This window comes from Streptomyces sp. CA-210063 (assembly GCF_024612015.1).
Classification (GTDB): Bacteria; Actinomycetota; Actinomycetes; order Streptomycetales; family Streptomycetaceae; genus Streptomyces.
In genome coordinates this window covers 4511169-4533020 of the sequence record NZ_CP102512.1, presented here as the reverse complement: position 1 = coordinate 4533020, position 21852 = coordinate 4511169, and the positions used below count along the sequence as shown (strand labels likewise).

The following is a 21852-nucleotide window of genomic DNA, read 5'->3' as shown; positions in this document are numbered from 1 at the left end:
ACGCAACACGATCACTCATGGTCTCGTAATGCGTAGGTCTCGGGTTCGAATCCCGAAGGCGGCTCTGTGGTGAACCCCAGGTCAAGTCTTTGACCTGGGGTTTTTTCTTTTCCGTGACCATGGGAACGCTGATTTGGAACGCCTGTTGACCTACGCATTCCCGTGCATGGGTTGTGGGGTTCCTGTGCTCAGTGACTCTGGCGACGTGTAGGACGTTGACCTGCATGTTTGTGCGGATCATCGCCTGCTTCGGACCGGGATTCGGGAAGGGGGAGGCCGAGGGGAGGCCATCGGTGCAGTGATGGTGCGGCCGAGGCGGTTGTGGAGCACCCAAAGAGGGCCGGGCGAACGGGGAAACCGCGAACACAGGGGTCTTCTGTTCTTGTCGAGAAGCGCCAACTTCACACCGCTCCGACGTAGAGGTGTGAGGTTGGAGTCGAAGTGAGCTTTGGCCGGAGGGTATGGCGGTCGGCGTTCTTGGAGGCTCGGCGCGGTCTTGAATCCGGACCAATTCGGACGGCGGACTCCTCGTGGCTGACGTAACGTCAGTTGCCTAAGGCGCGTGGTTAGTTCATCTGGATTTCATTTGACCGGGTTCGTTCAAGGCTGGTTGCATCCCCGCTCGTAAAGATCGTGTGAGCGGGGGTGGGGGTATGGGCGGGGATCGCTTGCGCTGCCTGGAGAACGGTCGCTCGGGTTGTCTGGAGCGTTTCTTCTCCGCGGCGACGGCTGCGGTGGTGTTGCTGGCTGTCCTGCCCGCGCTTGTCGTCACCGCGCCGACCGCGTCGGCGGACACGCAGGAGTCCTCTTCGGCGTCCGAGGCTTCGACGGCGCTGGAGCGGGCGGCGGCCTCCGGGGAGGAGGTCGAGGTTGTCGGCGAGCGCGCGGAGTACTCCACGACGTACGCCAACCCGGACGGCTATTCGTTCACCCTGGAGCAGTCCGTCGTCCCCGTGCGGGTGGCGACCAAGGACGGATCGTGGGCCGCGCCGGATGCCACTCTGGAGCGCCGGGCTGACGGCTCGATCGGGCCGAAGGCGGCGGTGGCCGATATCTCCTTCTCCGCCGGTGGTGACGGCGACGGCTTGGTGACTCTCGCCGAGGACGGCAAGTCTTTGAGCTTGGGCTGGCCCGGCACCCTGCCGAAGCCCACGCTGGACGGCGCTGCCGTCACCTACGCCGATGTGCTTCCCGGAGTCGACCTGCGGCTGACGGCCACCGTGGAGGGCGTGAAGCAGGTATTGATCGTCAAGTCCGCCGAGGCCGCGGCCAACCCGGATCTCGAGAGGATCGAGTTCTCGCTGGAGACCGAGGGCCTGGCGGTGAGCAGCCGTACGGGCGGTGGGCTGGCCGCTGTGGACGAGGACGGCAACACGGTGTTCCGTTCCCCGGCCGCGCGGATGTGGGACTCGGCCGGTGACGTCGGCACCGGTGGAACGACCACCATGTCACTTGCCTCCGCCAGTGACGACGAGCCCGTCCAGGACGGCGACGGCGAAGCCTCTCCCGACCATCCCGCCGACGGGCCCGGCGTGGGTGACGCCTCCGCCGTGCTGCCCGTGCAACTGACCGAAGAATCGGTGGCGGTCGTGCCCGACCCGGAGCTGCTGGCCGGCGAGGACACGGTTTATCCGCTGTATATCGACCCCGATGTGGCGCTGGAGGAGTCCGAGCGCACCGTGCTGTCCTCGGACGGCGACACCTACTACAACTTCTCCGGCGGTGACGACGGCGAGGGCGTCGGCTACTGCGGTACGTACGTCACCGGCGGCTACGCCTACTACTGCGGCTCCGGCTACAAGCAGCGCATGTACTTCGAGTTCGCGCCGACCAAGCTGGCGGGCAAGCGCGTGCTGGACACCACGTTCCGGGTGACCGAGCGCTGGTCGATGTCCTGCGAGAAGACGGTCGTCGAGCTGGTCCGCACCGGCAATATCTCCTCCGCGACCAACTGGCCGGGCCCGACGTCGAACTGGGACGTCATGGGTGACCGTACCGTGGCCGCCGGGCGGGGCTCGCTGTGCGACCCGGACCAGCCGGACGCGCCGATCGAGTTCAACGACGACCCGGCGCAGAGCTACGAGAACCTGACCTCGACGGTCAAGAAGTTCGCCGCCGGTGACTTCTCCCGCCTCACGCTGATGCTGAAGGCGGATGACGAGTCTGACCCCAACGGCTGGAAGCGGTTCGACGACGACGCTGTGCTGTCCGTGAAGTACGTCGGTCTGCCCGCCGTGCCGACCAGTGCCGGCATCGTGCGGGGAAGCGGCATCAGCTGTGAGACCGACGCCGGCGATCCGGACATCATCGCGGACCCGACGCCGATGTTGACAGCGCGGCCGCAGACCGCGGCGGGCGGTGAGAGCGGAGCCCATCTGCGGGCGCACTTCTTCGTGCAGAGGAAGCAGAGCGACGGCAGCTGGGACGTGGCGACCGAGCCGGTGCGGCCGACCAGCGGCTCTGTCGGTGACAACGTCGCGGTGACCTATCCGTCGCCGATCACGCTCTCCGAGGGCGCGTTGTACCGGTTGAGGGTGCACACACGGTCGTTGTACAACGACGATGCGAGCTACCTGGAGTCGAACAGCACGGTGACGACGAAGGGCTGGTGCTACTTCAAGGTCGATACCACCGCCCCCAAGGCTCCGAAGATCAGCTTCGGCAGCCCGTACAGCGAGTGCACCGCCGATGCCTGCGCAGCCGCCGGAGGACCCGGCACCAAGGCGCAGTTCACCTTCTCTCCGGCGGCCGGTGACACCACCAACACGCACTATCAGTACAAACTCGCCACCGACAAGACCTGGTCGACGGCGATCGTCGGCGAGACGGTCAAGCCGTGGATCACGCCACGGCTGGCGGGTCTGCAGCAGCTCCAGGTCCGGGCCAAGGACGTCAACGGCTGGGGCGGCAAGGCGATCGTCGAGTTCAAGGTCGCCGAGGGGCAGACCGCGGTCGGCCGCTGGCACTTCGACGACGCCGCCGCAGGCTCGGCCGTGACCACGGCGGCCGACACCGCCACCGAGGGCGCCCGGCACCCGGCGACGCTGTACACCACCGGTGCGGGCTGGTCCTCGCTGGCCCGCCGGGGCGACGGCGACCGTTCGCTCTGGCTGAACGACACCTCCGACACCACGCGCCAGTCCGGGTACGCGGCCACCACCGAGTCGGTCGTGAACACCCAGTCCTCGTTCACTGTCGGGGCGTGGGCGTACCTCACGGACTCGTCCGCCTACCGCACCGTCCTGTCGCAGACCGGCAGCGACAGCTCCAGCTTCTCCCTCTACTACTCGTCCGGTGCTCAGCGGTGGGTGTTCCTGTGGAGTTGGTACGAGAACGGCGTCCGCAAGTACCAGGGTGCCAACGCGGATGCTGCCGGAGTGGCGCTGAAGACGTGGACCCATGTGGCGGGCTCCTACGACGCCGAGAACCGGACCATCCGCCTCTACGTCAACGGACGGCTCCAGGGAGGGCCTGTGAGTCTGCCCGCCACCTCGGACGCGACGGTCTCGGACGGCGCGCTGCAGATCGGTCGGGTTGCCTACACCGCGGGCACCTACCAGAACTACTGGCGCGGCCGGGTCGACGAGGTGGCGGTCTGGCAGCGGCTGCTGACCGACGACGAGGTCGCCACCGAAGCCCGGCTGCTTGACGCGGACGGCAACGCGGACGTCGAGCTGGTCGGAGCCTGGGATCCGGACGGGGCCAGTGGCACCACTCTGTCCGACACAGCTTCCGGCTACGGGCGGTCCCTCACGCTCACCGGCGGGGCCACCCTGGACGGCGAGGCGATCGTGCTCGACGGCACGGACGACGCGGCCACCACGGCCGGGCCGGTGATCGACGAGTCCGGCTCGTTCACGGTCACGGCCGCGGTGGAGCTGGACTCAGCCGCCATGGGCGCGAAGGCCGATGGCTACGTCGCTCAGGTCGTCGGTCAGCGCGGGACCGACGGCGCCTCGTGGGGCCTGTGGTTCGAGAAAACCGGTACCGAGTTCGATCCGGAGACCGAGACGGAGCTTCCCGTCGGCAAGTGGTACTTCGGTCGGCTCAACGCCGACGGCAGCTGGACCGCGGTGGTCTCCGACGAGGCCGCGGTCGTCTCCGGCAACAGCGTGACGCAGCTGACCGGTGTGTTCGACGCGTACACCGACACCATCGGCCTGTACATCGGCGCCAACCAGAACGGCTCCGACCTCGCCTACACGGCCGTGGCCGGTTCCGCCGACTTCGCGGTCGGCAAGGGCTTCGTGGACTCCGCCTGGGCGCACTACCTCGCGGGCCGGGTGACCGATGTGCGGATCTGGGCCGGGGCGATGTCCGGTCAGCAGCAGATCAGCGACACCGTCGGTATCGCCGGTGCCTGACCGCCCGCTCCAACTCTCGTTCTCCGTCCGTCCGTTCCAAGTCCGTCGTGATCACCAGGGGAGTCCTGTCATGAGCGCCGGTATACGTGCCCGTCTGCGTGCCCGCCGGGGCAGCGGCGGCCTCGGACGCGTCCTGCTGCCGACGCTCGTGTTGGCGGTCGTTGCGCCGACCGCCCTGGCCGGGCCGGTCCAGGCCGCAGGCAGCGGCCTGGGCCGCCCCGACGCACCGAAGCAGGAGGCCTCCGAGGTCTACGCGGTCACCGGCCTGGGTGCCAAGCAGGCTCGGGCCCGGGTGGCCGCGGTCGGCAAGGAGAACGCCGAACAGGCCCGGCAGGCCACGACGCAGCAGACCGCGACGTGGCCGAAGGCCGGTGCGGCGAGTGCGAAGCCCGCCGGGAAGGGCAAGGCCTCCCGGCTGACTGCCGGCGGGCTCCCCGTGACGCTCGCCAACACCTCCGACAGCACCCGGATCGAGGTCCTGGACCGGAAGAAGACGAAGGCCGCCGGTGTCAAGGGTGTACTCCTGACGGCGACGGCCGCCGAGCCGGGCACCGCGGAGATCGGCGTCGACTACTCGGCCTTCGCCTCCGCGTACGGTGGTGACTGGGCGGGTCGCCTGCGTCTCTACCGCCTCCCGGCCTGTGCCCTGACCACCCCGGACAAGCCGGCCTGCCGTGAGCGCACCCCGCTCGACTCCCACAATGACGTTTCGGGCAGGACGGTTTCCGCGGAGGTCGCTCTGACGGGGACGTCAACGGGTACGGCGTCGAGCAGGGCGGAAGCGTCCAGCGTGGTGACCCCGGCGAGCTTCTCCTCGGTCACCACCGCTGCCGCCGCGACCGACTCCTCCGCGGCAACCGTCCTGGCCCTGGTCGCCACCACGGGCGCGTCCACCTCCGGCTCCGGCGACTACACCGCGAGCCCTCTCTCGTCCTCCTCCACCTGGGAGGCGGGCGGCTCGTCGGGCGCGTTCACGTGGTCGTACGACATGGCCGTACCGCCGGCTGCGGCGGGGCCGAAGCCGAACGTGTCGCTGTCGTACGACTCCGGCAGCATCGACGGCAGGACCGCCTCGACGAACAACCAGGGCAGCCAGGTCGGCGAGGGCTTCGATCTGTCCGCCGCGTCCTACGTGGAGCGCTCCTACGGTTCCTGTGAAAAGGACGGGCAGGACGACAAGTACGACCTGTGCTGGAAGTACGACAACGCCTCCATCGTCCTCAACGGCAAGTCCAACGAGCTGATCAAGGACGACACGACCGGTGTCTGGCGGCTGAGCTCCGATGACGCCTCCACCGTCACCCACTCCACCGGAGCCGACAACGGCGACGGCAACGGCGAGTACTGGACGGTGACCACCGGCGACGGCACCAAGTACACCTTCGGCCTCAACAAGCTCCCCGGTGCGGGTACCGATGACGCCACCGACTCCGTGTGGACGGTTCCGGTCTACGGCGACGACTCCGGCGAGCCCGGCTACGACCAGGGCTCCGCCTTCGCCGACCGGTCCGTGACGCAGGCCTGGCGCTGGAACCTGGACTACGTCGTGGACACGCACGGCAACGCCATGACGTACTGGTACACGCCGGAGAGCAACTACTACGCCAAGAACGACGCCGACACCGCCACCACCAAGTACACCCGCGGTGGCTACCTCACCAAGATCCTCTACGGCCAGGACAAGGACACCCTGTTCTCCGGCGTGACCTCCGACAAGGTCACCTTCTCCTACGCCGAGCGCTGCACCGCCTCCGACTGCTCCGAGCTGAAGGACTCCACCGCCGACAATTGGCCGGACGTCCCCTACGACTCGGTGTGCGCCTCGGGCGCCGACTGCGACGCGGTCAGCCCGGCCTTCTTCACCCGCAAGCGCCTGACCAACGTCACCACACACGCCTGGTCGGCCACGGCGAGCGCCTTCACCGCCGTCGACAGCTGGGACCTGACCCAGGAGTACCTGGACGGCGGCGACATCGGCGACACCTCCGACCAGACCCTGACCCTGAAGTCGGTCCGGCACACCGGGAAGAACGGCACCGACATCGCGCTCGACCCGGTGACCTTCACCTACGAGATGCGCCCCAACCGGGTCGACGCCACCGACGACATCCTGCCCCTGACCCGGCCCCGTATGAGGACGGTCACCTCCGAGACGGGCGCCATCACCACCGTCACCCTCTCCGGCCCGGAGTGCGTGCGCGGTTCCAACATGCCGGCCGCCGAGGACGACAACTCGAAGTCCTGCTACCCGCAGTACTGGAACATCAACGGGGCCGAGGACGCCTCCCTCGACTGGTTCCACAAGTACCGGGTCACCGCCGTCGGCACCGCCGACCCGACCGGCAAGAACGAAGGCACCGAGAACACCTACAGCTACGCCGACCCCGCCTGGCACCACAACGACAATCCGCTGACCCCGGAGGACGAGCGCACCTGGTCCGTCTGGCGCGGCTACGGCAAGGTGACCGCCACCAAGGGCATCGCGGGCAAGACCCAGACCAAGACCGTCTCCCTCTACCTGCAGGGCATGGACGGCGACAAACGCAAGGACACCACCGCCACCCGGTCCGTCTCGGTCGCCGGTATCGACGTCGCGGGTCTGGACGTGGCCGACCAGACCGACAGCGACGCGTACGCGGGGTTCCTGCGCGAGCAGATCACCTACGACGGCTCGACCCCGATCTCGGTCACCGTCAACGACCCCTGGTCCCGCCGTACCGCCACCCAGCACAAGTCCTACGCCGACGCCGAGGCGTACTACGTCCGCACCGACAAGACCTTCACCCACACCTACCTGACGGCGAAGGCAGAATGGCGCACGCGCACCTCCGCCACCACCGAGTGGGACGACTACGGCAATCCGCTGAAGGTGTACGACGCGGGCGACACCGCCGTCACCGGCGACGAGACCTGCACCCGCACCTGGTACGCCGCCAACCCCGACGTGGGCATCAACTCCCTGGTCACCCGCAAGCGGGTGGTCGGCCGGGCCTGCTCGACCGCCGAGACCGACCTGTCCCTGCCGACCAACAGCGCCACTCGTGGCGATGTGTTGTCCGATACCGCCACCGTGTACGACGGCCCGGCCACCACGACCGCCTGGACGGCGTCCCAGACGCCGACACTCGGCGAGGCCACCTGGACCGGCCGCGCCTCCGCCTACCCGGCCGCGGCGACGAACGGCGAGCGCAACCCGTCGAGCTGGCAGACCCTCAGCCGGACCACATACGACGCTTTGGGCCGGGTCGCCTCTGTCGCCGACACGGCCGGCAACACCAGCACCACGTCCTACGTCCCCGTCGCGGCCGGCCCGCTGACCAGGGCAAAGGTCACCAACGCCAAGTCGCAGAGCATCTTCACCTACAGCGACTACGCCCGGGGCCTGCCGACCAAGGTCTACGACGTCAACAACAAGATCACCGAGACGACGTACGACGCCCTCGGCCGCGCCACCGCGACCTGGCTGCCCAACCGCTCCCGCTCCGGCGGCTACAGCGCCAACCACACCTACGCCTACTCCGTCACCGACGATGCCCCGTCCTGGTCCTCGACCTCCTCCCTCAAGGCCGACGGCACCACGTACAACACCAACTACCAGATCTACGACTCGCTGCTGCGCCCGCTCCAGATCCAGACCCCCACTCCGCAGGGCGGACGGCTGCTCACCGACACTCGCTACGACAGCCGCGGCCTGGCCTACGAGACGTATGCCGACGTCTTCGACACGACGTCCACCCCGAACGGCACCTACACCCGTGCCGAGTACGGCCGCGCCCCCAAGCAGACCGCGATCGTCTTCGACGGCGCCGAGCGGCCGGTGAGCAGCACCTTCTACGTGTACGGCGTGCAGAAATGGAGCAACAGCAACACGTACACGGGTGACTCCACCGCGACCACCGCCGTCGCCGGCGGCTCGGCGACCCGGACTATCGTGGACGCCCTGGGGCGCACGGTCGAGACCCGCGAGTACGCCGGTACGAGCCCCGCCGACACCGGTTACGGGGCGGGCGTGGGCGCGTCCTACACCTCCACGAAGTTCACGTACACCCGTGACGGCAAGCAGTCCACCATCACCGGCCCGGACAGCAGCTGGTCCTATGGTTACGACTTGTACGGTCGTCAGACGTCCGCCACCGACCCGGACAAGGGCACGGCGACCACCGGCTACACCAGCCTGGACCAGGTCTCCTGGACCAAGGACGCGGCCGGCCGGGTCACGATCACCGCCTATGACGTGCTCGGTCGCCCCACCGGCACCTGGTCCGCGACCGCCAGCGCCGACCTGACCTCCACTACGGAGGAGCAGGTCGACGCGAACAAGCTCACGGCCTACGCGTACGACACGCTCGCCAAGGGCCAGCTGGACTCCTCCACCCGCTACGTCGGCGGTGTCTCCGGCAGTGCTTACACCCGCAAGGTGACGGTCTACGACAGCATGTACCGGGCCACCACCACCCAACTCGTCCTGCCCTCCAGTGACTCGCTGGTCACCTCGAAGGCCGTGGGCTCGACACTGACCTTTTCCACGTACTACAACATCGACGGAACCCAGCAGTACACCAGCGAGCCCGCCGCGGGCGGCCTCGCGGGAGAGACCGTCGACTACGAGTACGACGACCTGGGGCTGAACACCCGGACCAGCGGCGCCAGTGATTACCTGCTGGGCACCAGCTACTCCGCGCTCGGCCAGCCCGAGGTGCTCACTCTGGGCACTTCCGCGGCGGCGGGTACCAAGAAGGCGTACGTCAGCAACGTGTACGAGGAGGGCACCGACCGCCTGACCCGTTCCTCGGTCACCGACGACACCCACGCCTACAAGCTTCAGGAACTGAACTACGGCTACGACGACGCAGGCAACGTCACCGCCATCTCCGACCCGACCACCCTGGGTGGCACCGGCAAGGCGGACTACCAGTGCTTCACCTACGACGGCCACCGCCGTTTGGTGGAGTCCTGGACCCCGTCGACGGCGGACTGCGCCTCCTCCGGCCGTACGACGGACAACCTGGGCGGCGCCGCCCCGTACTGGACGTCGTACACCTACAAGAACTCCGGCCTGCGCGCCACAGAGACCACGCACACCACGAGTGCGACCACCACCCGGACCTACTGCTACGACTCCACGAAGGTCCACCGGCTGGCCGCCACCACCACCGGCTCCAGCTGCACCGGCGTCACGGCCGCCTACGTCTATGACAGCACCGGCAACACCACGACCCGCCCGGACGGCACCGCGAGCCAGGCTCTCACGTGGTCCGCGGAGAGCCGGCTCGACACGGTGAAGGAGGGCGCGAGCACCACCAGCCACGTCTACGACGCCGACGGCAGCCTGTTGATCCGGCGTAACACCGGCGGTGAGACGGTGCTGTACTTGGGCGCCACAGAGGTCCACCTCGACGCCTCGGGCTCGACCGCGAAGTACTGGGCCCAGCGCTACTACCGCGGCGCGGGATCCATCGTCGCCCTGCGCAGCAACAAGTCCGGTGTGTCGACACTGACCTGGCTGGCCGCGGACCACCACGGCACCAGCAGCCTGGCCGTGGACGCCGCCACCCAGGCCGTCACCAAGCGCTACACCACCCCGTTCGGCGCCCAGCGCACCGGTGGCACCGGCACCTGGCCCGACGACAAGGCATTCCTCGGCGCCTCCGCCGACTCCTCCACCGGCATGACCCATTTGGGCGCCCGTGAGTACGACCCCGTCACCGGCCGGTTCATCAGCGTCGACCCGCTGCTCAGTCTGGACCAGCACCAGTCGCTGAACGGTTACACCTACGGCAACAACAACCCGGCGACCTGGTCCGACCCCACCGGTCTGGAGATCGGTTCGCCGCCCAACTCCTGCCTGTACTCCCTCGCGAACTGCGACTCCAAGACGCAGAAGTCCGTCGGCTACGACCCGAAGACCGGCACGGTCAACCCCTCCAAGGGCACCGCCAGCACCAGCAGCACCGGCACGACCACCAGCGTTCCCACCAAGAGGAACAGTGTCAGCGGCCCGAAGTGGGGCTGGCTGTCGGCCGTCGAGGACGCGGTCGTGGACTACGGCTCCGCGATCTTCTCCCAGCCCGACATCTGGTGGGGCGCCGCCGAGACCGCCGGAAGCATGGCTCTGATGGGCATCGGGGGAGAGACCATCATCGGCGGCTCCGCGATCTGCCTCACTGGCGTCGGCTGCGTCGCCGGCGCCCCCGCCGTCGCGGGTGGCGTGGCCATGGTCGGCGTCGGCGCGGGAGGCACGGCCGATGGGATCGGGCGGATCAACGACGGGTTGGGTAAAGCTCTCCGAGAAGCCGATGAAGCGAGTAGAGGACGAGCAGCGCAAGAATATGGTGATGCGTACGAAGGGTTCCTGCAGGAGAAGCTTGGTGGAGGGGGAGGGTTCTCCGAGAAGGGGCGTCAATTCGATGGGGCATATGTAGACCAATCGACTGGAAAGGGTACTTGGTATGAGGCGAAGTCGGGCAGCTTCTTTGAAAATACACTCAAGAACCCCAAGCGGCTGAGCAAATTCTACTCCACTGAGGGGCAGAAGGCTGGGATCGCCGGCGAGCGTGGGGTCGACTACAAGATAATTTCCGAGAATGAAATTCCCGAACCGATTGCTAATTGGCTGACCAAGAAGGGTATTCCGTGGGAAGTGGTTTCAAGGTGACTTCTGGTCGCGGGGGTGTGAGTTCGTGGCAAGAACTGTAGATATTGACTTCACGTTCGATGGTGCAATTGATGTTTCGGCGGCTCTCGGTGCTCTGCTTGAGGCGGGAATGAGACCTTCGATGGAAGGTGAGGTTGCGTATCTGATCGACGAAGATGGGATGTTCGACTGGAAGAGACTGGAGGACAGTCGGCTGAACGAAGTCATCTTCAAAATGGGGGAGTCGCGATGGAGGGATCGCGTAGTGGGAATCACGCTATTTTTCCCTGAAGTGGACTCTGGTGGAGATTTCCTATTTCATCCGGGGAGAACTTCGATATCCTGTGTAATTGGGGTAAATCCCAAGCTTCTACCAGGTTCTTCTCGATTTTGTGACATCGGCTGGTATATGGCGCGACTGATTCCTCTGTTTGAATCGATGGGTCTTTCGGAAGTTGAAGCTCGAGATTCCATCTGAGGAATGCTCTGTTCCGGGAGCGTTTGTCGTCGAACGTGAGTGGCATCCGGCAAGGCAAGCCGCTGCGGCCGCTATTCCGGAAGGTGGGGATGTCCTGCCCGTTTGTTCAACTGGACGCATACCTTTTCTATGGTGGAGACCTCCAAGAAGGGGATATTCTCGGGCTGCGCGACAAGTTGCTGGAAATGGCTGCTCTGTCGCTGGCGGATGTGGACGAAGCCGGCGTACAGGGCCTCTTTCTGGTCACGCACGAAGTGGTCGAGTGGCAGGTCCGCGCGGCTGGCGTTCATGTGGCTCCCACCGACGAACAACACCAGTACCTTGGGCCGTTCTAGACGATTCGTCTGCAGGCAGTGGTTGCGCCGTGAATTCACTGATCGTATGTGTGTCGCGCGAGGTGACGGTCGAGGAAGTCCGAGACCAGCTGCTCGCCAGCGGGATCGGTGTGGATTTCCAAGACGGTCGGCTGACCGTGTTGCATGACGGGTCTGTGGCGTGGATTGGACCAAACTTGGATGTTGAGCTGGAGAGGGAGTACGAGCCGGATGAGCTTGCTGTTATAGAGGGACTCATCGGAACTTGGAACGGCTTTGTCATCGACTATCGGACGATAGGGGTCGCAGACGCTGTTGTGACCGCGATGTGCGAGCGGTGGCCATGTGTGGTGGACGACGAAGACGGATTCATCGGGTGGGGCGTGGACTACCTTGAGCGCCGCCGTGACGGTGGCTATGTGCCTCATTCAACGTCGTAAGCAAGCCGAGCCAGTGCCGTGGTGCGGTCGCTGCTGTGTGCTTCTCGTCGGCTCCGGTCGGTAGTCGCACAGCGTGAGCGCAGGCGCTGGCTGGCAAGGTTCCTGAAGCCGAAGGCGCTGCGCGCTTTGGGCTTGATGGGGTGATTGAGGCCTTCGGGGGCGGCGTTGGTGATCCCACTGGTCAGGTAGCTCTCGATGCCGTCCCACCACTCATCCGAGAATCGATGCGTCAGTGGGCAGGCGGCAGCACCAGGCTGAGGTGAAGTGGGGCCGATTCTCCGGCCATCGTCGATACCGTCATCGGCTATGGCTCCCCGCCCGTCTCCCAGCCCGACATCTGCTGGAGCGCCGGGTTCCGAGCAGCGCCTATGTCGACTTCCTACAGTCTGGCGCTGAGGCGGAGGATCTTGCCCACAGGCTCCCCCGGGCAGCCCCGGTGCCATGGTGAACACCCATCGGAGGCCAGGAGGGAGGCCAGGGGGAGGCCGGACGCCTTTGGACCAGATGGACGCGACAGGATAGGCCAGAACGCCGCACGTGTTCTGATCAGCAAAAACTGGAACCGGCGGCACAGTGCGACACCCCGCGTCACGATCACTAGTGTTCTCGTAATGCGTAGGTCTCGGGTTCGAATCCCGAAGGCGGCTCCATGGTGAACCCCAGGTCAGGCCTTTGACCTGGGGTTCTTTGATTCTGTTGACCTTGGGATTCGGTCAAAATGGACACCTGTGGTCTATGCATGGCAATGCGTAGGTCTGAGGTTGACGGCCAGTGCCTCTTGCGCCTCTCGGGGCTGTGACTTGGGCTTTCTCTCGTTGGCGTAGGCCTGTCCGGTTCACCTGGTTCGAGGTGGTGGCCAGTTGGTGGCCGCGCGTGCAGCGATCGTGCAGACGGTGCGCAGGTCAGCGCTGCCGCTGACTCAGGAAAGTTATGCGATCTCGACAATCGCAGGATCGGCTCACTCCGCCTGTGCCTGTTCGCAAGGGAAGCGGGCGGCGTCGTGTCGCTGGCGGTGTCGCATCTGGACCCGGTCCCGTTCGGGCGCAGCTGGGTGTCTGCCGGTGGCGACGACGGAGGGGGCGCTTGCTACGGCGCCCTCCGCCTACTCGGCCCGCTTACCCTCCTTGACGATCCCAACCCACTGGCGCCCACCTGCATCGAGGAGATCGACCACGGCCTGCACTGGCACGCCCTGGAATCCTCGTCGAACGCTTCCGTGGGGCGAGCGAACGTGGCCGGTACATTTTCGCCACGCACTCCCCGGTCCTGTTCGACCGACTGCGCCCGGTCGAGTTCGTCGTGAGCGCGACGATCGCGGCGCCGTGCTCCTCCCTGCCATCGATATGGCCAGGTGCGCCACATCGTCGCTGCCGGCGAGGGCTTGTCGCTGGTCGAGCCCTAGTTCGCGGGTGTGCTCGGCGGTGGCCTGTGAGTGCGGCGCAGTCGAGGCCGTCGCCTGCAGAGCGAGGGCAGCGCGCGCTCCCTCGTCGCCGTGTCAGCGAGAGCGTGACGTCCTGTTCCTTCGATTGGACAAACTGGTCCAGCTCGCCAATGCCTTCGCGGCCGCGAGTGCGTGCCGCCCCGCCGTAGGTGCCCGCATGATCGCTCAGCGGGGCCGTTCGGCACCCTGCAATCCACAAAAGTTGGTGGACGACGGCTACCGCCAGCATTCGTTGAGCACACCACGTGCCGCGACGCTTCAGCAAGACCAGCCGCATCCTCAGCGAGCTCGCCGGCGGTCACGCGGACCGCACCTGGGACAAGCGCATGCGCGAACTCATCCGCCCCGACCTGCTCATCCTCGACGACTTCGCCATGCGCCAGCTGACCGCGTCCCAGGCCGACGACCTCTACGAACTCGTCTCCGAGCGGCAGGGCCGGTCACTGATCATCACCAGCAACAGGGCGCCCAGCGACTGGTATCCCCTCTTCCCCAACCCGGTCGTCGCCGAATCACTGCTGGACCGGCTGATCAACGCCAGCCACCAGGTGATCATGAACGGCCCCAGCTACCGGCCCAACAAGCGGCCCAAGAATCCGACGGACAAGCCACCGACCAGCTAGATCGACCTTCTCACACCCCACTGTGAGAAGGTCGAGCACATGATCGAGTCCTGGGCCTTCGCCGATGACACCGCGCCGACATCACCGGCAGCGGCGATCGAGATGCTTCGGGAACGGATCAACGCCGGACAACTCGAGACATGGCTGACCAGTTCGTCCGGCCGGTCACTGGCCCTCATCAGCAACACCGAGCGGGCCATGGTCATGCTCCTGGACAGCGAGGACGATCCAGGCGAGCACGCAGTGGACCCGGGCGCGAGCGGCTCCAGTAAAGGCTTCGTCCTGGCAAACGGGCAACACGACGAGTATCCCGACGCGGACACCCTGCCCCTCACGGAGGCACTCCAGGTCGTTCACTACATCCTGACCACGGGTGCCCCGCCACCTCACGCTGCGTGGTCCATCGACCGCTGAACCGCGGCACCACCTGGGGAATTGCGTGAACAACTGGGTGGGGAATTACGCGACCGTCGACAGGAGGCGGCCACTGATCCGGCGCTCGCATCCCTTGAGTACTCGCTGAGTGTCGAGGGCCTTCGGATAAGTGAGGGTGCGGCGGGCAGCATGGAGGCTCGGGACGGCAACGGTCAGGTCGTCTTCCGTTCCCCATCCGCCCGGATGTGGAACTCGGCTGGCGACTCAGCAGCTTCCGAGGGATTGAGCGCCCAGACAGTCGGCTCCCGGCTCGCGACCCAGCCTCGTCAGGAAGAGACTTCGCGGGATGCCGAGAAGTTTCCGGCAGGGCCGACGGAGGAAGGTGATCCCCTCGCGGGCCCGGGCGCGGGCGACGAGGCGGCGGTGATGGACACCAAGGTGACCGAGGACACGGTCGTCGTCACGCCGGACGCTGCCCTCATCCAGAAGACGACGGGTGATGAACTCCCTTTGTACATCGATCCGCCAGTGGAACTGAACGAGTCTGAGCGGACCGTCCTGTCTTCCGACGGAGACTCGTTCTACAACTTCTCCGGCGGCGACAACGGTATGAGCGTCGGCCGGTGCGCTTCTGCCGTCATCGGTGGCTATATCTACTACTGCACCACCGGCAGTGCTTACACCAACCGCATGTACTTCGAGTTCAAGCCCGACAAGCTGAAGGGCAAGCACGTCCTGGACGCTGAGTTCAGAGTGACGGAGACGTGGTCGTTCTCGCGCGATGCCCGCTGGGTCGACCTTGAACGGACCAACGAGATCACCAAGACGTCGACCTGGCCGGGGCCGAAAGGGCCGAGGGCTGACAAGTCCTGGGACCAGATGGGCGACAAATACGTGTCAGCGGGCCGTGGGAGTGCCTGTGATCCGTCGCAGCCACGGGCGGAGATCAGGTTCAAGGACAACGGGGAAGAGGCCGATGAGAATCTGACCCCGACGGTCAAGGCCTTCGCCGATGGAAAGTTCTCGAAGCTGACGCTGATGCTGAAGGCCAAGGACGAGTCGGATCCGATCGCCTGGAAGCGGTTCGATGACGATGCCGTTCTCGTCGTGACGTATGTCGGAAAACCGGCCGTCCCTACTGAATACGGGCTTGAAACCGGTACGGGGCAGGTGTGTTCGAAGAGCGCTTCTGCCCCGACCATGTGGTCGGACCCCACACCGAACCTTGCGGCGACGCCGCAAACAGTCTCCGGCGGCGAGAGCGGGGCGTCCCTGCGGGCGTACTTCGACATCGACGTGAAGAACAGCGACGGCAGTTGGGTGGATGCGGCACAGCCGTCCAGTTCCTCGCTGAGTCCCCCTGCGGGATACGTCGGTGATGGAGTGGACCAGAACTCGGCGACGCCGTACACGCGGGAGCCCGGCTGCACTGGCGCGCCGACTTCGACTGGGCCGGCCTGCGGATCACCGCGAACGCCATGGCCCGACACGGCGCCCGACCCTGGCGGATGACCGCCGCCGACTACACGGCGGCACTCGGCAAGGGCGGGTCCACACCGCTCGCGGGACCGCCCGCGGCCAGCCCCTGGGACCCCGGACTGGCCCTCGCGATGGAGGCGTCGGGCAGCACGGTCATGGAGGAACGCCTCCTGCCCGCACTCCTGTCCGACCTCACTCGTGCCTGAACCGGCGTCAGGTGGCCGACTCGATCCGTCGACCGGAGCCCGTCGAAGCGCATGCACCGGAGCGCCGGCGCCGGTACCCGAGCCCGTGGACGAGATCAGTTCGATCGCTTTCGTTACCCCGCGTTCCTCGGAGGGCGGCTTTCAGCGTGTGTCGGTGTCCGGTTCGGGCACCGGAAGTTCGTCGAGGTCGAGGGTGAAGGTGCGGCCGTCGGCCAGCGCGATGGGGAGCTTGCCCGTTCCGTACGCGCGTGTGTGCGCGGTGCTGTAGCCGCTCGCGGTGGGTTCGGTGTGCAGGACGACTTCCCGGGCGTAAGGGTCCACGACCAGGTAGACGGGGATGCCGTAGCGGCCGTACTTCGCCGTGCAGTCGTCGTAGTCCTTGCGCGCCGAGGAGGTGGAGACGACCTCCGAGATCAGCAGGACGTCTTCGAAGCTGTAGCGCTTGCTCTCCCGGCGCGCGTCCTCGCGCAGGATGGCCAGGTCGGGGGCTGAGTTCTCGTCGGCCGGGAAGTCGATGTAGACGTCGGAGGTGACCTTCGCATGACGGCCGAGGGCGGCCGCCGAGTCGATCTGCATCGACCTGATGGTGCTTGAATGCTCCTCACTCTGCGGAGTCATGATCACCTTTCCGTCGGCCCCGAACAGGACCGTGTAACCCCTGGGGAACTCGGTGTGCACGATCGCGTCGACGCTCATTGACGGTGCTCCTTCCCGCGTGCCGTCATGATACGGCGGACAGTGCCATCCCGTGGGTACGTACCGATCCGAGGCGGGTGACCTCCCTGGTGAGGGCTGTGTCGCTCCTGACGAACCGCGACGTCTCCCGGTGCCCGACGATCTTCACCAAAGTCATCCGCCCGCGACCAGCACGAGTATCCCGAACCCTCCGCACCCCAGACCCGGGACCTGAAACTTCGCGATGGGCAGTGCCCAATCGAGCTGAAGGACGGTCTCGGGAACATCCAACCGGCGAGGTCTGCACCGACCGAGCTGGATGGGGCCGTCTCAGGAGCGACCTGCGGGAGACCCGGCACGGGTAAGAAGGGGCTGTGGAGCCCTACAATCCCGGTGCTCCTGCTTCTTGCCATCAGTGGTGGCCTTCCCGGTGGCCGGCCGGTGGCCGGACGCCTTCGGACCGTGCAGCATCGGGTGGCACGGGTCAACCTGCCGCACGTGCTCTGATCAGGCAAAACGTCACTCAGCAGTACCGCCAGGCATCACGCGGCACGAACGCTCACGGTCTCGTAATGCGTAGGTCTCGGGTTCGAATCCCGAAGGCGGCTCAGAGGAACCCCTGGGCAGCGGACGGGCCTGGGCGACCAGGTCGCCCGCGAAGCAGCAGGGGCCTGCGATGTCCTGGGGTACGGATTCCCCGGCCTTGAGGGAGCCGGCGGGGTCATGTGCGGTGATCCGCAGCGGCCAGGCCTCGGGCATGAACACCGTCCGTGTGGCCACCTGGGCACCCGCGTGGGTGATCGCGATCGGGCGTCCGCCGGAGGTCTTGGTGTATTCAACGTACGCGGCGTCCTCGCATGGCTCGACGCCGTCGGCAACGTCGCCGAAGCCGCGACCCGGCTGGGTGTGCACACCAACACCCTGCGCTACCGGCTGCGCCGCACCGCCGAACTTTTCGACATCTCGCTGGACGACCCCGACGACAGGCTCTCGCTGTGGCTGCAGCTACGCCTCATCCACCGCTGAGCCCGCTCATGTCCTTCGGGTCGGTGCAAATGTCCGGTCCTGGGTGCCGCGAAGCCGCGCGTAGACGGCGTTTGTGACTCAGGCGCCGCCCCAGCCCCACGACTCGTCGTCCGGGTCCTCGGTCGCGTACAGGGTGGGTCCGAGGCGCGCGGCCAGCGTGTCTCCAGCCATACGCGTTTGGACGACTGTGCCGTCGGCACCCACCGTCAGTGCTGCGTAGTACCCCAGTGCCGCCCAGTCCGAGGGCATGTGGAAGAAGAATTCCACCGCGTGGTCCGGGTACTCGTCGCGCAGCAAGGGAAGCAACTTCTTCAGAGTGCAACCGCCGCCCAGGCCACTGAGCATGACAGTCACTTGATCCGGTGCCGGCCGCCATGCCCGCACATGCGCGTAGCCCTGCCAGCCATTGAAGGACCGCACGTACTGCTCGTCGCGGATCATTTCGGGATAAGCGCGTTCAACGGCCAATGGGAGGGCCCTTCTTCTCGTGACCTGGCTCCAACGCTCCACAACAGCAGGTCCACGGTACGGGCGATGCGGCGCCGGTGACCGTCCCAGGCCGTCGGCGCGGGCTGTCCGAACAGGTCAACGGAGGCTGCTCCGGCGGCAAACCGGTCCCCGTTGCGGGCCGGACCGGGGGAGGCGGCGCATAGACTCGGGCGACCAGCGTGGTGGGTGGGGGAGACACGGGTGGACGATCGTGAAACCGATGATCCCAGGCTGATCTTCGCGGCGGCGCTGACCCGGCTCCGTCGGCGACTGCCGGACGTGTCGGACGAGACCCTGGCCCGGCGGGCCAGCGCGGTGGCGCTGCCGTCCGGGCGCCGGGTCGCGGTGAACGCGCGCAGGCTTGGTGAATGGCTCAACGGGCAGTCCGTGCCCCGTCAGTTCGAAGCCGTCATGGCTTTGGTGCACACCGTGGAGAAGGCGGCGGGAGGCGCGCCCGCCGCGCAGCCCAGCGTGGCGCAGTGGCAGCGGCTGTGGCGCGCGGCGCGGGAGTACCGGAGCAGCCCCGTCCCGGGACAGCGGGCGCAGTCGCTGTCTCAGACGCAGGCCGGGACGCGGGCGCGGATCGTGATCGGCCGGCCGCCGAGTGATGCCGCCGCGCTGCGCAGGCGTGACCGGTTGGCCGAGAGCATCGACGCGGGCATGCGAGACGCATCCGTCCGGCAGATCCTGCTCACGGGCGCGGGCGGCGTCGGCAAGTCACAACTGGCTTCGGCGGCGTTCCACCGCGCCAAGCAGTGGGCCGAGGTCCTTCTCTGGGTGCCCGCCGGCGACCGCCTGTCGGTTCTGGGCAGTTACGCCCGCGCGTGGCGGGCGCTGTCCGGGGCGCGCATCGCGAGCATCGCGGGGGAAGCCCCCGCGCCCGGCACCGACTCTGGCGGGGACGACGAGACCCAGGCCGACCTGTTCCTGGCCTGGCTGAGATCAACCGCCACTCCCTGGCTCGTGGTCCTCGACGACATCGACGACCCCGGCGAACTGGCCGGACTCTGGCCTGCCGGTGACGCCGGCCGGACCGTCCTGGCCACTCGCAGGAGGGACGCCACACTGCTGCGCCCGGGGGTCCGGGTGATTGCCGTCGGCGTCTTCACCGCCGACGAGGCCACCGCTTACCTGGCCGACCGGCTGCTGCTCGACCTGGGCCCGGCCGCCGGGCACCACGGGCCCCCGGCGCACCGTCGCGAGAATCTGGCGACCCTTGCGGCAGCCCTCGGCCACTTTCCACTCGCCCTTTCCCAGGCGGCAGCCTTCCTCATCGACACCGGCATGGACCTGCCCACGTACCTGAGCCTTCTGGCCGACCGGCGGGAGAGCGTCGCCGGTCTGCTCCCGCTCTCCTCCCCCGCGGACGGGCACGGCGGCACGGTGACGAGCACCCTGCAACTCGCCCTCGGGCGGGCGGAGTCGCTGGCATCGCCCGGGGCCGCCCGTGCCATGCTCGAACTGATCTCGATGTTCGCGCCCGACGGCATTCCCGACGCGGTACTGCTCGGTCCGGCGGCGCGCGACTGGCTCGGCGGTGACCCCGTCCCGCAACGCGGCGCCCTGCTGGCGTTGCGGGCACTGCACCGGTTGAGTCTGGTCACCCACCACGGACCTGCCGGCGCGGCGGTCGTCGAGGTGCATTCCCTCGTCCAGCGCGCGATCCGCGACGGTGTACCGGCCGACCGCCGCGAACGGCTTGCCACGGCCGCGGCCGACGCGCTGGAGGAGGTGTGGTCCGCGCCGGACTGCGAACCGGAGACGGAGAGCGCCCTCTACCGCAGCGCCGAAGTGCTGCTGGCGAATGCCGGCGGTCACCTCTGGCACGGCGGCGGCCTGCATCCCCTGCTCCGCCGGTTCGGGCCGCATCTGACCGCTCTGGGCCGTCCTGCCGCGGCCCGGGACATGGCCCGGGGCCTGGCCGACCAGGCCCGGCGGCGGCTGGGCGACGGCCACCGGGACGTCCTGACGCTGCGTTCGCAGGCGGCCCAGGCCGAGGGCGACCTCGGGGACACCACGGCGGCCGTCCGGTCACTGGCGGAGATCAGGCGCGAGGCGGAGGACAGTCTCGGCAGCGCGGATCCGGACACGCTGTCCATCCGGCTGCACGAGGCGCGCTTCCGGATGGAGTCGGGCCTCATCGACGCCGCGCTGGCCGACTTCGTCACCCTGGCCGCCGAGGCGCGGGCGACGCTCGGCGCCGGTGACCCGCTGGTGACCGCCGCCGACGAATACGTCGCGCTGTGCCGCGGACTCTCCGGGGACGCCCACGGCGCTCGCGACGCGTACGCCTCGATCGCCCGGGAACTGGAGCGGGGCCTCGGGCCCCGGCATCCGGCGACGTTGAAGGTCCTCACCGACCTCAGCCGGTGGATCGGGGAGACGGGTGACGTGCGGCTGGCTGTCACTACCTATCAGCGGGCGGTGGACGGCTTGGCCTCGGTCGTCGGCCGGTTGCACCCCGAGACCCTCGTCGCCCGGCACAACCTCGCCTACTGGCACGCGATCGCCGGCGACCTCGACGGTGCGATCGAGCAGTTCGACACAGCGGCCGACGACGCCGAACTCGCGCTGGGCGCCGAGCACCCCACCACCCTGACCTACCAGGTCAACCTGGCCTTCTGGCGTGGCGTCGCCGGCGACACCGCCGTCGCGACGGGCCGACTGGAGCGGCTCCGGCAGACCTTGGAACGGGTCCTCGGCGCCGACCACCCGCGCACCCTGCGGGCCCGGCAGCAGCAGGCCGAACTCCTGTACCGCGGCGGTGACCACGCCACCGCCGCAGACCGGCTCACCACCCTGCTGGCCGACATGATCCGGGTCCAGGGCGCCAACCATCCCCGTACCCGGGAGGCCGGCCAACTGCTGACGCGGTGGGCACGGGAACCGGCCGTCACGGTCCCGCAGGACCTCAACGCGACGGAGAAGGCGCCGCGGGCCCCCGCCGACGGACAGTCCTGACCATCGCGCCCCCCGCCACGGCCGCGACCGTGCCGCCGATCGCCACCTCGATGTTGAGACGCTCGCGGTCCTGGACGCTCAGAAGGTACTCCGTCGCCCGCGCCTCCTCCTCGGGTGAGTGCTGGAGGTCATGGAGACGATGTTCGGCCCACTGCCGCTCGTCCTTGTTCGCATACGTCAGCAGGCTCACCACGGCGAGCGCGACACCCACCACGATCATGAGTACGCCCACCACGGACATGGTCCTGCGCATGATGCCTCCCTGATGGCGGCGGCCGGAAGGGTGCCGCTGCCGTGCCGTGAGGCTGCCGAACCTAGCGCCGGGGCCCGTTCGCTGTCCCTCGCCG

14 protein-coding genes and 2 pseudogenes are annotated in these 21852 nt (G+C 67.5%); 11 read left to right on the top strand and 5 right to left on the bottom strand.

Annotation, left to right across the window (positions count from 1 at the left end; translation table 11 throughout):
- Positions 1-653: 653 nt before the first annotated feature.
- The 5 genes from JIX56_RS19390 to JIX56_RS19370 all read left to right on the top strand — a co-directional run bounded on the left by JIX56_RS19390 (position 654) and on the right by JIX56_RS19370 (position 12230).
- Positions 654-4364, top strand: coding sequence for a LamG domain-containing protein (locus tag JIX56_RS19390; RefSeq protein ID WP_257542350.1), 3711 nt, complete (start codon positions 654-656; stop codon positions 4362-4364).
- Positions 4365-4434: 70 nt separating this feature from the next.
- Complete coding sequence (locus tag JIX56_RS19385; protein WP_257542348.1) at positions 4435-11019, top strand: RHS repeat-associated core domain-containing protein; 6585 nt, start codon at positions 4435-4437, stop codon at positions 11017-11019.
- A gap of 25 nt (positions 11020-11044) precedes the next feature.
- Positions 11045-11476 carry a hypothetical protein gene (locus JIX56_RS19380; RefSeq protein WP_257542346.1) on the top strand — a complete coding sequence of 144 codons (432 nt, stop codon included), beginning with the start codon at positions 11045-11047 and terminating at the stop codon, positions 11474-11476.
- A gap of 23 nt (positions 11477-11499) precedes the next feature.
- Entirely contained in the window at positions 11500-11811 is a 312-nt protein-coding gene (locus tag JIX56_RS19375) for a hypothetical protein (protein ID WP_257542344.1), read from the top strand.
- 50 nt (positions 11812-11861) lie between these two features.
- Complete coding sequence (locus JIX56_RS19370) at positions 11862-12230, top strand: hypothetical protein (protein ID WP_257542342.1); 369 nt, start codon at positions 11862-11864, stop codon at positions 12228-12230.
- Here the strand turns inward: JIX56_RS19370 and JIX56_RS48040 are convergent.
- Entirely contained in the window at positions 12215-12673 is a 459-nt protein-coding gene (locus JIX56_RS48040; protein WP_443032057.1) for a transposase, read from the bottom strand. The two genes, JIX56_RS19370 and JIX56_RS48040, sit on opposite strands and share 16 nt — an antisense overlap.
- A 1252-nt stretch (positions 12674-13925) precedes the next feature.
- Here JIX56_RS48040 and JIX56_RS19365 point away from each other — a divergent pair.
- From JIX56_RS19365 to JIX56_RS19350, 4 genes and pseudogenes are all read left to right on the top strand, one after another.
- Positions 13926-14294, top strand: a pseudogene (locus JIX56_RS19365) (ATP-binding protein); the annotation flags it as partial.
- A gap of 39 nt (positions 14295-14333) precedes the next feature.
- Complete coding sequence (locus JIX56_RS19360) at positions 14334-14708, top strand: hypothetical protein (protein WP_257542340.1); 375 nt, start codon at positions 14334-14336, stop codon at positions 14706-14708.
- A gap of 150 nt (positions 14709-14858) precedes the next feature.
- Positions 14859-16181, top strand: coding sequence for a hypothetical protein (locus JIX56_RS19355; protein WP_257542338.1), 1323 nt, complete (start codon positions 14859-14861; stop codon positions 16179-16181).
- Positions 16094-16354, top strand: coding sequence for a DUF2399 domain-containing protein (locus JIX56_RS19350; RefSeq protein WP_306819943.1), 261 nt, complete (start codon positions 16094-16096; stop codon positions 16352-16354). The genes JIX56_RS19355 and JIX56_RS19350 overlap by 88 nt, the downstream gene beginning before the upstream one ends.
- Positions 16355-16495: 141 nt before the next feature.
- Here JIX56_RS19350 and JIX56_RS19345 read toward each other — a convergent pair whose 3' ends face one another.
- Together JIX56_RS19345 and JIX56_RS19340 are read right to left on the bottom strand one after the other, a co-directional pair.
- Positions 16496-17050, bottom strand: coding sequence for a Uma2 family endonuclease (locus tag JIX56_RS19345; RefSeq protein ID WP_257542336.1), 555 nt, complete (start codon positions 17048-17050; stop codon positions 16496-16498).
- 600 nt (positions 17051-17650) lie between these two features.
- Positions 17651-17875: pseudogene (locus tag JIX56_RS19340) on the bottom strand (diaminopimelate decarboxylase); the annotation flags it as partial.
- On the opposite strand from JIX56_RS19340, the gene JIX56_RS19335 reads away from it, so the two are divergent.
- Positions 17822-18055, top strand: coding sequence for a helix-turn-helix domain-containing protein (locus JIX56_RS19335; RefSeq protein WP_257542334.1), 234 nt, complete (start codon positions 17822-17824; stop codon positions 18053-18055). The pseudogene JIX56_RS19340 and the gene JIX56_RS19335 overlap by 54 nt on opposite strands.
- Before the next feature lie 78 nt (positions 18056-18133).
- On the opposite strand, the gene JIX56_RS19330 is transcribed toward JIX56_RS19335, so the two are convergent.
- The gene (locus tag JIX56_RS19330) at positions 18134-18496 is read right to left on the bottom strand and encodes a hypothetical protein (protein WP_257542332.1); all 363 of its coding nucleotides are present in this window, start codon (positions 18494-18496) and stop codon (positions 18134-18136) included.
- Between the two features lie 249 nt (positions 18497-18745).
- On the opposite strand from JIX56_RS19330, the gene JIX56_RS19325 reads away from it, so the two are divergent.
- Positions 18746-21505, top strand: a complete 2760-nt coding sequence (locus JIX56_RS19325) for a tetratricopeptide repeat protein (protein WP_257542330.1) — start codon at positions 18746-18748, stop codon at positions 21503-21505.
- On the opposite strand, the gene JIX56_RS19320 is transcribed toward JIX56_RS19325, so the two are convergent.
- Positions 21456-21758, bottom strand: a complete 303-nt coding sequence (locus JIX56_RS19320; RefSeq protein WP_257542328.1) for a hypothetical protein — start codon at positions 21756-21758, stop codon at positions 21456-21458. The two genes, JIX56_RS19325 and JIX56_RS19320, sit on opposite strands and share 50 nt — an antisense overlap.
- Positions 21759-21852: the final 94 nt, after the last annotated feature.